11 protein-coding genes and 1 pseudogene are annotated in these 14,329 nt (G+C 75.3%); 8 read left to right on the top strand and 4 right to left on the bottom strand.

The genetic code is table 11. From position 1 onward, the window contains the following. Positions 1-33 precede the first annotated feature (33 nt). Positions 34-945: a VOC family protein gene (locus FKM96_RS16140; RefSeq protein ID WP_147796091.1), complete on the top strand. Its 912-nt coding sequence runs from the start codon at positions 34-36 to the stop codon at positions 943-945. A gap of 20 nt (positions 946-965) precedes the next feature. Here FKM96_RS16140 and FKM96_RS16145 read toward each other — a convergent pair whose 3' ends face one another. Next, a complete protein-coding gene (locus tag FKM96_RS16145; protein WP_147796092.1) occupies positions 966-2,021 on the bottom strand; it encodes a glutathione S-transferase family protein in 1,056 nt (351 codons plus the stop codon). 129 nt (positions 2,022-2,150) lie between these two features. Between FKM96_RS16145 and FKM96_RS21130 the strand changes: the two genes are divergently transcribed. Next, positions 2,151-3,953, top strand: a complete 1,803-nt coding sequence (locus tag FKM96_RS21130) for a hypothetical protein (protein ID WP_246855027.1) — start codon at positions 2,151-2,153, stop codon at positions 3,951-3,953. A gap of 43 nt (positions 3,954-3,996) precedes the next feature. On the opposite strand, the gene FKM96_RS16155 is transcribed toward FKM96_RS21130, so the two are convergent. From FKM96_RS16155 to FKM96_RS16165, 3 genes are all read right to left on the bottom strand, one after another. Further along, a complete protein-coding gene (locus FKM96_RS16155; protein WP_147796093.1) occupies positions 3,997-5,196 on the bottom strand; it encodes a hydroxymethylglutaryl-CoA synthase in 1,200 nt (399 codons plus the stop codon). Positions 5,197-5,410: 214 nt separating this feature from the next. Continuing rightward, positions 5,411-5,938, bottom strand: a complete 528-nt coding sequence (locus FKM96_RS16160) for a hypothetical protein (RefSeq protein WP_147796094.1) — start codon at positions 5,936-5,938, stop codon at positions 5,411-5,413. 22 nt (positions 5,939-5,960) lie between these two features. Beyond that, on the bottom strand, positions 5,961-7,013 hold the full coding sequence (locus tag FKM96_RS16165; protein WP_147796095.1) for a hydroxymethylglutaryl-CoA reductase: 1,053 nt from the start codon (positions 7,011-7,013) through the stop codon (positions 5,961-5,963). A gap of 117 nt (positions 7,014-7,130) precedes the next feature. Between FKM96_RS16165 and FKM96_RS16170 the strand changes: the two genes are divergently transcribed. From FKM96_RS16170 to FKM96_RS16190, 6 genes and pseudogenes are all read left to right on the top strand, one after another. Continuing rightward, complete coding sequence (locus tag FKM96_RS16170) at positions 7,131-7,907, top strand: LLM class F420-dependent oxidoreductase (RefSeq protein WP_147796096.1); 777 nt, start codon at positions 7,131-7,133, stop codon at positions 7,905-7,907. A gap of 128 nt (positions 7,908-8,035) precedes the next feature. Further along, positions 8,036-8,773 carry a metal-dependent transcriptional regulator gene (locus FKM96_RS16175; RefSeq protein ID WP_246855028.1) on the top strand — a complete coding sequence of 246 codons (738 nt, stop codon included), beginning with the start codon at positions 8,036-8,038 and terminating at the stop codon, positions 8,771-8,773. A 151-nt stretch (positions 8,774-8,924) separates the two neighbouring features. Next, positions 8,925-10,157 (top strand): MFS transporter, encoded by a 1,233-nt coding sequence (locus FKM96_RS16180; RefSeq protein WP_147796097.1) that lies wholly within the window; start codon positions 8,925-8,927, stop codon positions 10,155-10,157. Positions 10,158-10,220: 63 nt separating this feature from the next. Then, positions 10,221-13,184, top strand: coding sequence for a leucine--tRNA ligase (gene leuS / locus FKM96_RS16185; protein ID WP_371300439.1), 2,964 nt, complete (start codon positions 10,221-10,223; stop codon positions 13,182-13,184). A gap of 191 nt (positions 13,185-13,375) precedes the next feature. Next, positions 13,376-13,513: pseudogene (locus tag FKM96_RS21865) on the top strand (DegV family protein); the annotation flags it as partial. A gap of 103 nt (positions 13,514-13,616) precedes the next feature. Further along, complete coding sequence (locus FKM96_RS16190) at positions 13,617-14,297, top strand: DegV family protein (RefSeq protein ID WP_256375926.1); 681 nt, start codon at positions 13,617-13,619, stop codon at positions 14,295-14,297. Positions 14,298-14,329: the final 32 nt, after the last annotated feature.

Here is a 14,329-nt window from a genome sequence, read left to right on the forward strand (position 1 = left end):
ACAACGGTTGAAGGCTCAACTATTGTTCTCCGCATGACCACCGCCGACCCGCGCCCCGCCCTCGACCGCCTCGCCGCCGACACCGCCATGGGCCCCGTGACCCTGCTGGTCGGCGACCTCGACCTGCAGCTGCGGTACTACCGCGACGTGCTCGGCCTGCAGGTCGTCGAGCGCCCGGACGAGCGCATCGAGGGTGTCGGCCGCCCCGACGTCGTCGTCCTCGGGCGGGGGACCCAGCCGCTGATGGTGCTCCGGCACACGCCGGACCTGCCGCCGACCAGCCGCGGCCAGGCCGGCCTGTTCCACACCGCGATCCTGTTCGACACCCAGGAGGCGCTGGCCGCGACGCTCGCGTCGGTGGCCGCCCGGGCACCCCGCACCTACGTCGGCAGCGCGGACCACCTCGTGTCCGAGGCGTTCTACCTGACCGACCCGGAGGGCAACGGCGTCGAGCTGTACTGGGACCGCTCGCGCGACCTGTGGGGCTACGACGAGCACGGCCGGGTCCTCATGGACTCGCTGCGGCTCGACCCGAACGAGTTCATCCAGGGCCACGTCACCGACGCCGCGCTCGCGGCGCCCGCGGGGAAGCCGGTGGTCGGGCACGTGCACCTGCAGGTCGGCGACGTCGCCGGGGCGCGGGCGTTCTACGTCGACGCGCTCGGCTTCGACGTGATGGCGGAGTGGCACGGGGCGCTGTTCGTGTCGGCCGGCGGGTACCACCACCACATGGCGATGAACACCTGGAACTCGGCCGGCGCCGGGCCGCGGGCGAGCAGCCTGGGCCTGGGCGAGGTCACCCTGGTGGTGCCCGGGACGGACGACGTGGGCGCGCTGCGCGAGCGGCTGGCTGCGCACGGCGTCCCGGTCCGCGACGACGGCGCGACGGTGACGTTCGACGACCCGTGGCGCAACGTGGTCCGGGTGCGCCCGGTCGTGGCGTAACGCGCCGGCGGCCCCCGGGGTCAGCCCGCCATCGCCTCCGCGGTGTGGGCCGGGTCCACCCGCTCGCCCTCGCGGACCGGGCCCGGCGGGGTGCCGTCGCCGAACGGGCGGCCGCCCAGGGACTCCCGGCCGTGCTCGGTCAGCCAGCCGCGCAGGTCCGGGCCGGCCGGGACGATCTGCGTCGGGTTGATGTCCTCGTGGACCACGTAGTAGTGCCGCTTGATGTGGTCGAAGTCGATCGTGTCCCCGAACCCCGGGGTCTGGAACAGGTCCCGGGCGTACGCCCAGAGCACCGGCATCTCGGTCAGCTTGGAGCGGTTGCACTTGAAGTGCCCGTGGTAGACCGCGTCGAACCGGACCAGCGTGGTGAACAGCCGGACGTCGGCCTCGGTGATCGTGTCGCCGACGAGGTACCGCTGGGTCGACAGCCGCTCCGACAGCCAGTCCAGGCGCGAGAACAGCCGGCGGTACGCGCGCTCGTACGCCTCCTGCGACCCGGCGAACCCGCAGCGGTAGACGCCATTGTTCACGTCGGTGAACACCTTCCGCGCGACCTGGTCGATCTCGTCCCGCAGGTGCTCGGGGTACAGGTCGGGCGCGCCCTCGCGGTGGTACGCCGTCCATTCGGTCGACAGGTCCAGGGTCAGCTGTGCGTAGTCGTTCGTGACGACCGCCCCCGAGGGCACGTCGACGATCGCCGGGACCGTGATGCCCTTCGGGTAGTCCGGGAACCGCCGGAAGTACGCGTCCTGGATCCGCGGGATGCCGAGCACGGGGTCGACGCCGCCCGGATCGAGGTCGAACGTCCACGACCGGGAGTCGTGCGTCGGCCCGCACACGCCCAGCGAGATCGCGTCCTCGAGCCCGAGCAGCCGGCGGACGATGATCGCCCGGTTCGCCCACGGGCACGCCCGCGACACCACGAGCCGGTACCGGCCGGGCTCCACCGGGTAGCCGTCCCGGCCGTCGGCGGTGATCCGCGTCGTGATGTAGCTCTGGTCGCGGACGAACTCCTCGCCGCTGGTCACGTACGCGCCGGCGGTGCTGAACTCCTGCTGGGTGGGCTCGGGGGTCATGCCCCGATCATCCCCGACCCGCAGCGCCCGCGCCGCCCCGCGGGTCGCCCGGGCGGCCCGCGGCCTCGCCGGGCGTCGGTGGGGGTGCCTACAGTGGCGGGGTCCCCGTGTCCCCGGCCCCGGAGAGCCGTGCCTGCCGCACCCGCCCGCCCGACCCGTCCGCACCGGCCCCTGGGGCTCCGCCCGTGGCGCCCCGTCGCCGCGCTGGCCGCCCTCGGGCTGCTCGCCGCCTGCACCGGCGGGGGCACCGACGGCGCCACCCCCGACCCGACGCCGTCGGCCGTGACGCTGCGGTCGGCCGTGACGCTGCCGGACGCCCCGACCACGGTCGTCCCGGACGGGACCGCGGCCGGGACGGCGCTCGCGGTGAGCGCCGCGCTGTTCGCCGAGGCGCAAGTGGCGGTGCTGGTCCCCGACGAGGCCCCGGGCGTCGTCGCCCCCGCCGCCACGGCGGCCGTCGCGCTCGGCTCGCCGGTGCTGGTCGCGGGCGCGGGCGTGGCCGACGAGCTGGACCGCCTCGGCACCACCGACGTGGTCGTGGTCGACGACGACGCCGACGGGCGCGCCGCGCTGGCCGCCGACCTCCCGGACGGGCTGCGGACCTACGGGATCGACGCCGCCGACCCCGCGCCGGCCGACCTCGGGCTGGCCGTGGGGGAGGAGCAGGAGGTGGACGCCGGCGGGCTGGTCGCGGCCGTCGCGGCGCTCACCGGGCCGGAGCCGGCGCTGCTGCGGGCCGCGGCGCGGTCCGACGACGCCACGGCCCCGACGGCGTCGCCCTCCGGGACCCCGGCCACCGGGTCGGCGGACGCGAGCTCCGCCCCGGGCCAGGAGGACGTGCTGGGCCTGCCCACCACGACCATCGAGCCCCCGGCGGCCGCGGACGCCGCGGCCCTCCTCGTCGACACCCACGCCGCGCCCGCGGGCACCGCCGTGGCCGCCGCGACCGCCCGGGCCGCGGGCCTGCCGGTCGTCGACGTCCCGGGCGCAGACCCGCGCGCCACCTCCGCCGCCGTGCAGGCGCTCACCGGCGTGGACACCGTCGTCGCGGTCGGGTCGTCGTTCGGCGACGCCGCCCGGCTCGGCCCCCGCGTCGCCAGCGCCTCGACCGGCGTCGAGCTGCCGGGCGGCGGCCAGCTGGTGTTCCCCGACCCCGCGTCGGCTCCCGGCGTGGACGGCAAGCGCTACGTCGCGCTGTACGGGACGCCCGGTACCCCGGCGCTCGGCGTCCTGGGGGAGCAGGACGTCCCGGCGACCATCGCCCGCGCCGAGCAGACCGCCGCCCCGTACCGCTCGCTCACGGCCGACACCGTGGTGCCGACGCTCGAGGTCATCGCGACCATCGCGTCGGCCGCGCCGGAGCCGGACGGCTCGTACTCGCGCGCGCGGTCGGTCGACGAGCTGCGGCCGATCGTCGAGGCCGCGCAGGCGGCGGGGCAGGCGGTCGTCATCGACCTGCAGCCCGGCCGCACCGACTTCCTGACGCAGGCGCAGCAGTACGCCGAGCTGCTCGCCTACCCGCACGTCGGGCTCGCGCTCGACCCCGAGTGGCGGCTCGCGCCCGACCAGGTGCACCTGCGCCAGATCGGGTCGGTCGGCATCGACGAGGTCAACGCCACCGCCGACTGGCTCGCGACGTACACCCGCGACCGGCAGCTGCCGCAGAAGATGTTCCTGCTGCACCAGTTCTCGCTCCGGATGATCACCGACCGCGAGCGGCTGCACACCGGCCACGACGAGCTGGCCATGATCATCCACGCCGACGGCCAGGGGTCGCAGCCCGCGAAGGCCGGCACCTGGGCGACGCTGCACCAGGGCGCGCCGGACGTGCACTGGGGCTGGAAGAACTTCTACGACGAGGACACGCCGATGCTGGACCCGGCGCAGACCTACGCGGTGCAGCCGGTCCCGGACCTGGTGACGTACCAGTAGGCGGGCACGACGACCGCCGCCCGGTCCGGGCGGCGTCGCGTCGTCAGGCGACCGCGGTCGCCGCCGCCTCGGTGCGCTCGTACAGCCGCTGGTGCCCGGTGATCGCCGCGAGCCGGAACGGGCCGCGGGTCAGGCGCTCGACGTCGTGGTCGCCGCCGTCGACCGGGTTCACCGGCGCGACGATCCGCAGGTACTCGGCGTGCGACACCTCGTCGCGCTCGTCGAGCAGCCGGCGGTGCGCGGCGGCGCGCAGGTGCGCGCGGTACCCGGGCTGGACGACGCCGGTGAACAGCTCGCCGACGGCGCCGGAGCCGTAGGAGAAGAACCCGATGCGCGAGCCGCCCAGGTCGTCCGCCGCGTGGTCGAGCAGCGACGCCAGGCCGATGTACATCGACGCGGTGTAGGAGTTCCCGATCTCGCGGTTGTACCGGAGGGTGTCGGCGATCTGCGCGTCCATCACGTCGGCGTCGCGCGGGGCGCCGGCCAGGCGGGTCAGGTGCGCGTGCGCCTTCACCGCCATCTTGGTGAACGGCTGGTGGTAGACGAACGCGTCGATCTCGCCGAACTCGGCGCCGCCCTGGGCGCGGAAGTCCTGCCACGCGCCGGTCAGCGAGTCGGTGTACGCGCGGAGCGACAGCCGGCCGTCGACGACCGCGGTGGTCCGGTAGTTCGGCCGCCAGAAGTCCATGACGTCGGTGGTGTGCAGGCCGGAGACCGGCTCGATCGCGACCAGCCGCGGGTTCGCGGTGACCAGCATCGCGACGGCGCCGCAGCCCTGGGTCGGCTCGCCGGAGGACCCGACGTCGTAGCGGGCCACGTCGGAGCAGATGACGAGCACCTTCTGCTCCGGGTTCCGGGCGACGAGCGCCAGCGCCATCTGCAGCGCGGACGTGCCGGAGTAGCAGGCCTGCTTGAGCTCCACGACGCGCGCGGCCGGGTTCAGGCCGAGCAGGTGGTGCACGTACACGCCGGCCGACTTCGACTGGTCGATGCCGCTCTCGGTCGCGAGCAGGACGGTGCGGATCGCGGCCCGCTCGTCGTCGGACAGGTCCTCCACGAGGGGGAGCGCGGCCGCGGCGGCCAGCGTCACGACGTCCTCGTCGGGGGCGCACACGCTCATCCGGTCCTGGCCGAGGCCCACCGTGTACTTCGCCGGCTCGACGCCGTGCACGGGCGCCAGGTTCGCCAGGTCGAGGTACCGGCCCGCGGTCGCGAAGGCCAGGTCGTCGATGCCGAGCTGCATGTCGGGGTGGGATCCTCTCCGGCTGGACGTCGTCCGCGGGCGGGTGACCCGGCGTCCGACGGGCCACGGGTGCGGCCCGCCGTCATCGGCGGTCACGCGAGGCCCGGACGACTGTAGCCCTGCGTGCGAGCACCGACCAGCGAGCGCCGGGACTCTTCACCTGCTCCACACGGAACGCGCGGGGCGCCCGGATTCTTCCGGTTCGTGAACATGGTCACATGGCGGGCGGTGCGAGGCGCGGCATCCCGGGGACGACGCGCGCGGGGGCGGCTCCCGCGGGGCCGCGACGGACGACGACGAGCGCGTGGCCGTCGCGCCGAGCCGCGCGGGCCGTGAGGTCGCCCATCCGGGCCAGCGCGCCGGGGACGCGCGAGCCGTCGACCACCAGGGCGTCGGGGACGTGCTCGACGGTGTCCGGGAGCGCGGCGTCGTCCCTCGCGAAGCCCTCGCGGGACCAGTCGCCGAGCGTCGCCCGCGCGTGGCTCAGCCAGGCCCGCAGGGCAGCGACGGCGCGGGCCGGGTCGTCGGCGGGGTCGTCCGCGTCGAGCACCGCCGACTCGACGACGAGGTCGGGCAGGGACTCGGGCCCGGGGTCGGCGCCCCACCGCGACAGCACGCCGGTCGGGGCGCCGGCCGTGCCGGTGCGGGTGACCTCGAGGCAGTGCAGCGGCTCGTCGTCCAGCACGGGGGTGTACGCGAGCGGGGCCCAGGGGGCGCCCTCGTCGTCGGTGCTCCTCGTCATCGCCGGCCTCCCGCCGTCCGTGTCAGCCCTTCGCCGGGGCGCCCCGCTCCAGTGTGAGGTGCGCGGCCATCAGCTCGCCCGGGTTCGTCTGCGCCGCCATCAGCGACAGCTCGCCGCACAGCACCGTCGCCGCGCACAGCACCGCGAGCCGGCGGGCGTTGTCGCCGGGCTCGCGCTCCTCGCGGCAGCCGAGCCGGACCAGGTTCTCCTCGACGAAGTCCAGGCCCTTGCCGTTGCCGACCGTGCCGACGATCAGGTTCGGCAGCGTGCAGGAGAAGTACAGGTCGCCGTCGCGGACCTCGGCGTGGGTGAGGCCCTGGGAGCCCTCGACGATGTTCGCCGCGTCCTGGCCGGTCGCCAGGTAGAACGCCAGCAGCATGTTCGCGTAGTGCGCGTTCGCCGACCTCAGGCCGCCCGCGAGCATCGTGCCGATGAGGTTCTTGCGGATGTTCAGCTGGACGACCGCCTCGGGCGTCGTGTGCAGGAACCGCTCGACGTGCCGGCGGGGGAGCACGATCTCGGTCACGACGTTCTTGCCGCGCCCGAGGATGCCGTTGACCGCCGTCGCCTTCTTGTCGGAGCAGAAGTTGCCGGAGATCGAGCCGTAGCGGACGCCCGGGACGGTGGCGAGCACGTGGTCCATCAGCTTGTCGGCCGCGTTGGTCACCATGTTGTGGCCCGACGCGTCACCGGTGGTGAGCTCGAACCGCACGAACAGCAGGTTCGCGGCGATCTGGACGTGCAGGTCGATCAGCCGGGCGAACCGGCTGCTGGTCGCGACGACGGCCGCCAGCTCCTCGCGCCGGGACGACAGGTGCTGCCAGGCGGCGAGCGCGGCCTGGGCGTCGTCGGCCTCCAGCAGCACGGAGCGGGACATCCGCTCGTCGACCAGGGTGGCCTTGATCCCGCCCTCGACCATCGTCGACAGCCGGGCGCCGCGGCGGACGGACGGCCACAGCGGCGACTCGTACGTCGCGAGCGGCACCTCGGTCTCGCCGGACATCACGTTGCCGCTGATCCGCAGGGGTCCGACCCAGCGCAGGGGGATCGGCGCGGACGTGTCTGCGGCGGGCATGGGGACCTCCGGGGATCGGGTGCGGGCGCGCGGCCGGGCGCGGCGGTGCGCGGGCGGCGCGCCCGGCCAGCGTAGACGCCGGGCGCACGCCCGTCCGCGCGGACGTACGGTCTGTCCATGACGCGACCGCTCCGCATCGGAGTCCAGATCCAGCCCCAGCACGCCGACTACGCGCAGATCCGGGACGCGGTCCGCCGCGCCGAGGACCTGGGCGTCGACGTGATCTTCAACTGGGACCACTTCTTCCCGCTCTACGGCGACCCCGACGGCAAGCACTTCGAGTGCTGGACCATGCTCGGCGCCTGGGCCGAGCAGACCAGCCGGGTGCAGATCGGTGCCCTGGTGACCTGCAACTCGTACCGGAACCCCGAGCTGCTGGCCGACATGGCCCGCACCGTGGACCACATCAGCGGCGGCCGCCTGATCCTGGGCGTCGGCGCCGGCTGGTTCGAGAAGGACTACGACCAGTTCGGCTACGAGTTCGGCACCCCGGGCACGCGGATCGCCGAGCTGGCGTCGGCGCTGCCGCGGATCAAGGCGCGCCTGGCGGCCGGCAACCCGGCGCCGACCCGCGACATCCCGATCCTCATCGGCGGTGGCGGCGAGCGGAAGACGCTGCGCGTCGTCGCCGAGCACGCCGACGTGTGGCACTCGTTCGGGGACCTGGACACGCTGACCCGCAAGAGCGCGATCCTCGACGAGCACGGCGAGGCCGTCGGCCGGGACACCGCGGCGCTGGTCGAGCGCAGCGTCGGGGTCAGCGCGCCGCCCGCCGAGGTGGCCGCGCCGCTGGTCGAGGCGGGCGTGACGCTGTTCACGGTCGGCGTCGGCGGCCCGGACTACGACCTGGGCCTGGTCGAGCAGTGGGTGGCCTGGCGCGACGCCCAGGGCTGACCGCGGCCGCGAGGTCGTCGGTTCCGCCCGAGGTCGTCGGTTCCGCACCCCCTGTGGCGGACGGAACCGACGACCTCGGCGGGCGCGACGCGGATGGGGTGGCGGCCGCGGGCCCTAACCTTGTCGGCGTGAGCGAGACCAGCGACCTGACCCCCGTGGCCCAGGACTACCTCAAGGTCGTCTGGACCGCGCGCGAGTGGTCGTCCGCCCCGGTGACCACCAAGATGCTCGCCGAGCGGCTGGGCGTCGGTGCGTCGACCGTGTCGGAGACCGTGCGCCGGCTCGCGGACCAGGGCCTGGTGGAGCACGCGCCGTACGCGGCGATCACGCTCACCGAGGAGGGCGTCCGGCACGCGGTGCAGGTCGTCCGCCGGCACCGGCTGATCGAGACGTTCCTGGTCAGCGAGCTCGGCTACGCCTGGGACGAGGTGCACGACGAGGCGGAGGTGCTCGAGCACGCCGTGTCGGACCTCATGGTCGAGCGGATCGACGCGCGCCTGGGCCACCCGACGCGCGACCCGCACGGCGACCCGATCCCCGCGCCCGACGGCACCGTGCCGACGCCCGCCGCGGACATGCTCTGGGAGCTCACCTCGGGGTCCGGCCGGATCGCCCGGATCTCCGACGCCGACCCCGGCCTGCTGCGGTACCTCGCCTCGGTGGGCGTCGTGCTGGACGCGCGCGTCGAGGTCGTCGAGCGGCGGGACTTCGCCGGGATGACCGCGGTGCGCGTCCTGCCCCCGCTCGACGGCGGGTCGCTCGCGGACGCGGCGGCCGAGGCCGTGGGCGCCGCCGCCGAGGCGCGGCCGGTCGAGCTCGGCGAGGTCGCCGCGCGGGCGATCTGGGTGCTGCTCGACCCGGCCTGACCCGCCCCGCGGTCCGCGACCGACCGGCCGGTAGGCTGGGCGGCACCGGACTCCTCGCCGACGCGGTCTGCCGGGACGGGCCGCCGCACCCGTCGGCGCGCCAGCCGCCGGGTTCCACGCGGTCCACCGACGACGACCGCGGGAGCCGCACATGCACACGAGCACGCCGGGCACCGGGCCCGCCGTCGACACCGACGTGGTCCTGGACCCGAGCCTGGTCCGCCGCCGCGCGCGGCTGCCGCTGCTGGCCCTCGCGCTCGGCGGGTTCTCGATCGGCACCACCGAGTTCGCGACGATGGGCCTGCTGCCGCTCATCGCGGAGAACCTCGACGCCACGATCCCCGAGGCCGGGCACGCGATCACCGCGTACGCGCTCGGCGTCGTCGTCGGCGCACCGCTGCTGACGACGATCGCCGCCCGGATGGATCGCCGGAGGCTGCTCCTGCTGCTGATGGCGGCGTTCACCGTCGGCAACGTGCTCTCGGCGCTCGCGCCGTCGCTCGGCTGGCTGGTGGCGGCGCGGTTCGTCGCGGGTCTGCCGCACGGCGCGTTCTTCGGCGTCGGCGCCGTGATGGGCGCGCACGTCGCGGGACCGGGCCGCCGCGGTCAGGCCGTCGCGACGATGATGGCCGGCCTGACGATCGCGAACGTCGTGGGCGTGCCGCTGTCGACCGTGCTGGGGCAGGTGTTCGGCTGGCGGGTGGCGTTCGTCGCCGTGGGCGTCCTCGGGGCGCTGACCCTGCTGGCGCTGCTCCGGTTCCTGCCCGGGCTGCCGGTGCGGGACGGCGCGACGGTGCGCGCGGAGCTCGGCGCGCTGCGCAACGGGCGGCTCTGGGTGGCGTGCGCGGCGGGCTCGATCGGGTTCGGCGGCATGTTCGCCGTGTACTCCTACGTGTCCCCGCTGCTGACCGACGTCACCGGGCTGGCCGAGGCGACCGTGCCGATCGTGCTCGCGCTGTTCGGCGTCGGCATGACGGCCGGCACGCTGCTCGGCGGGCGGCTGGCCGACCGCTCCGTCGCCCGGACCGTGCTGCTCGGCTTCGCGTCGACGATCGTCGCGCTCGTGCTCATCGCGGTGCTCGCGCAGTGGGTCGTCCCCGGCGTGCTGGCGATCGTGCTGCTGGGCGTGACGACGCAGGTCCTGGGGCTCTCGCTGCAGGCCTGGCTCATGGACCTGTCGCCGACCGCGCCGTCGCTCGGCGCCGCGCTGTGCCACTCCGCGCTGAACGCCGGGAACGCGTTCGGGGCCTGGGTCGGGAGCCTCGTGATCGCCGGCGGTCTCGGCTACGTCGCGCCGGCGTGGGTCGGGGCGGGGCTGACCGTGGTCGGCCTGGTCATCTCGGGGATCGTGCTGGGCGGGGCCGCCCGGCGGCGCACCGCCTGACCCCGGCGGACGGGCGTCCCGGCGGCGTCCGGCGACGCCCGCGGGCGTCGATAGACTTCCCCGGTGACGTCGCCCGCCAGCACCCAGCCCGATCCCGCCTCCGTCCCGGCCACCGCCGGCGGCCAGGACGTGCCGTTCCGGTACACCGCCGAGCTCGCCCAGCAGATCGAGCTCCGGTGGCAGGACGAGTGGGTCGAGCGCGGCACGTTCTTCGCGGCCAACCCGGCCGGCAGCGCGCTGACCGACGGCGACGGCGCCTCGGCCCGCGAGGGCGCGCGCCCGTTCTTCGTGATGGACATGTTCCCGTACCCCTCGGGCGCGGGCCTGCACGTCGGCCACCCGCTGGGCTACATCGCCACCGACGTGGTCGCGCGGTTCCGCCGGATGCAGGGCGACAACGTGCTGCACGCGCTGGGCTACGACGCGTTCGGCCTGCCCGCCGAGCAGTACGCGGTGCAGACGGGCCAGCACCCGCGCACGACCACCGAGGCGAACATCGAGATCATGGCGCGCCAGCTCAAGCGCCTGGGCGTCGCGCACGACCCGCGCCGGTCGTTCGCCACGATCGACCCGGACTACGTGCGCTGGACCCAGTGGATCTTCCTGCAGATCTTCGAGTCCTGGTACGACGAGGACGCGGTGCGGCCCGACGGCGGCCGCGGCGCCGCCCGGCCGGTGTCGACGCTGGTCGAGGCGTACGAGTCGGGCGCCCGCGCGGTGCCGGACGGCGTCGAGGGCGTGGAGGCGGGTGCCGCCTGGGCCGACCTGGACGAGGTGCAGCGCCGCCGGGTCGTCGACGGGCAGCGCCTGGCCTACGTGTCCGAGACCCCGGTCAACTGGTGCCCGGGCCTGGGCACGGTGCTGGCCAACGAGGAGGTCACCTCCGACGGGCGCTCCGAGCGCGGCAACTTCCCGGTGTTCCAGCGCACGCTGCGGCAGTGGAACATGCGGATCACCGCCTACGCGGACCGCCTGGCCGACGACCTGTCGCTGATCGACTGGCCGGAGAAGGTCACCGCGATGCAGCGGAACTGGATCGGCCGGTCCGAGGGCGCGCACGTCGACTTCGAGGTCACCGACGCCGACGAGCCGCTGACCGTCTTCACCACCCGCCCCGACACGCTGTTCGGCGCGACCTACGTCGTGCTGGCGCCGGAGCACCCGCTGGTGGACGCGATCGTCGCGGAGTCCGAGCCGTCCTGGGACGAGGACGTGCCGGAGACGTGGCGCGGGGGTGCGTCGAGCCCGGCCGAGGCCGTCGCCGCGTACCGCCGCGAGGCCGCCGCCAAGACCGCCGTCGAGCGGCAGGCGGACGCCGGTCGCAAGACCGGCGTGTTCACCGGCGGCTACGCGCTGAACCCGGTGAACGGCGCCCAGCTGCCCGTGTTCATCGCCGACTACGTCCTCATGGGCTACGGCACCGGCGCGATCATGGCCGTCCCCGGCGGCGACACCCGCGACTTCGCGTTCGCCGAGGCGTTCGGACTGCCCGTCGTGCACACCGTCCAGCCGCCGGAGGGCCACGAGGGCGCCTGGACGGGCGACGGCGCGATCATCAACTCATCGAACGACGAGATCAGCCTGGACGGGCTGTCGGTCGCCGAGGCCAAGACCCGGATCGTCGACTGGCTGGCCGAGCGCGGCGCCGGGTCCCGGACCACCACCTACCGGCTGCGCGACTGGCTGTTCAGCCGGCAGCGGTACTGGGGCGAGCCGTTCCCGATCGTCTACGACGAGAACGACCTGCCGATCGCCATCCCGGAGCAGTCGCTGCCCGTCGACCTGCCGGACGTGCCGGACTACGCGCCGCGCACCTTCGACCCCGACGACGCGAACTCCTCGCCGGAGGCGCCGCTGAGCCGGAACGACGACTGGGTCAACGTCACGCTGGACCTGGGCGACGGCCCGAAGGTCTACCGGCGTGACACCAACACCATGCCGAACTGGGCGGGGTCGTGCTGGTACTACCTGCACTACCTGGACCCGCAGCACGCGACCGGCCAGGTCGTGGATCCCGCGCTCGAGCAGTACTGGATGGGCCCGGGCCACAACCCCGGCGACACCCACGGCGCGGGCGGCGTCGACCTGTACGTCGGCGGCGTCGAGCACGCGGTGCTGCACCTGCTGTACGCCCGGTTCTGGCACAAGGCGCTGTACGACCTGGGCCACGTGTCCAGCCGCGAGCCGTTCTACAAGCTGTTCAACCAGGGCTACATCCAGGCGTACGCCTACACCGACGTGCGCGGCGTGTACGTCCCGGCCGCCGAGGTGGTCGAGGACGAGTCGGTCGAGTCCGGCTTCACCTGGAACGGCGAGGAGGTGTTCCGCGAGTACGGCAAGATCGGCAAGTCGCTGAAGAACGCCGTCTCCCCGGACGAGATGTACGCCGAGTACGGCGCGGACACCCTGCGCGTCTACGAGATGTCGATGGGTCCGCTCGACCTGTCCCGCCCGTGGGAGACCCGGGCCGTCGTCGGCGCGCAGCGGTTCCTGCAGCGCGTGTGGCGCAACGTCGTCTCGGAGGAGACCGGCGCGGTCACGGTGGTCGACGAGGAGCCGGCGGTCGAGACGCTGCGCGTCCTGCACCGGACGATCGCCGAGGTCGGCGAGGACATGCAGGCGATGCGGATCAACACCGCCATCGCCAAGCTCATCGTCCTCAACAACCACCTGACGTCGCTCCCCGCCGTGCCGCGGACCGTCGCCGAGCAGCTCGTGCTGATGACCGCGCCCGTCGCGCCGCACCTGGCCGAGGAGCTGTGGTCCCGCCTGGGCCACGAGCGGTCGCTCGCGCACGAGCCGTTCCCGGCCGTCGACCCGCAGTACCTGGTGCAGGACTCCGTGACCTGCGTGTTCCAGGTGCAGGGCAAGGTCCGCGGGCGGGCCGAGGTCGCGCCCGACGCCGACGAGGCCACGCTGCGCGAGCTCGCGCTGGCCGACCCCGGCGTCCAGCGCGCGATGGCCGGGCGCGACGTGCGCACGGTGATCGTGCGGGCGCCGAAGCTCGTCAACGTGGTGCCGGCCTGACGGTGCCGGAGGGCGCCGACGCCCCGTCCACCGCGCGCGGCGCGGGGGCGGGGCGCGGCGCTGCGCCCGCCGGGCTGCGGATCGCGGTCGTGCCCGCCGCGTGGGCCGAGCGCGTCGCGCGCCGGCTGCGGCGGGTGTCGCGCGCGGCCGACCCGGACCCCGCGCCCGCCGCGCCGCCGCGCGTCGCGGTCGTGACCGACTCGACGTCCTGCCTCACGGCGGCCGACGCCGCGGCGTGGGGGATCGACGTGGTCCCGCTCGACGTCGCGGCCGACGGCGAGCGGTTCCGGGACGGCGTGGACCTCACGCCCGAGGGCCTCGCCGCCGCGCTGGAGTCGGGCCGGCGGGTCACGACGTCGCAGCCGCCGCCCGCCGCGTTCGCCGCCGCCTTACGAGGCCGCCGCCGCGCGCGGGGCCGCCGAGGTCGTCTCCGTGCACCTGTCCGGCGAGCTGTCCGGGACCGTGCGCGCCGCCGGCCTCGCCGCGCAGCTCGCGCCGCTGCCGGTGCACGTCGTCGACTCGAGGAGCGCGGGCCTCGGCCTCGGGTTCGCCGCGCTCGCCGCCGCCGAGGCCGCGCGGGGCACCGTGTGGGGCCCGGCCGACGGCGCGACCGTGGCCGGCACCGCCGAGCAGGTCGGGCGGTCGACCGCCGCGTGGTTCGTCGTGGACTCGCTCGACCACCTGCGGCGGGGCGGCCGGCTGTCCGCCGCGGCGGCGGCCTTCGGGACCGTGCTCGGGCTGCGCCCCGTGCTGACGCTCCGGGACGGGCGGATCGAGGTCGCCGAGCGGGTGCGGACCCGGCGCGCGGCGCGGGACCGGCTGCACGCGCTGGCCGTCGCCGAGGTGGCCCGGCGGGTCGAGGCGGGGACGGGCGCGACCGCCGGGGCGGGGCCGGACCGGGGGACGGACCGGGGCGCGGGCGTGCCGGGTGCCGCGGACGGCGTCGTGCGCGTCGGCGTGCAGCACCTCGGGCGGCCCGAGGCGGCCGAGGAGGTGGCCGCGCGGCTGCGCGCGGCGCTCGGGCTCGACGAGGTGCTGGTGCGCGAGGTCGGGGCCGTGCTCGGCGGGCACCTCGGGGTCGGGGCGCTGGCGGTGACCGTCACCGACCGGTGAGCGCGACCGGTGGGCGTCCCGGACCCGGGGGG

Origin of the sequence: Cellulomonas sp. Y8 (genome assembly GCF_008033115.1) — a bacterium.
Lineage (GTDB): Bacteria > Actinomycetota > Actinomycetes > Actinomycetales > Cellulomonadaceae > Cellulomonas.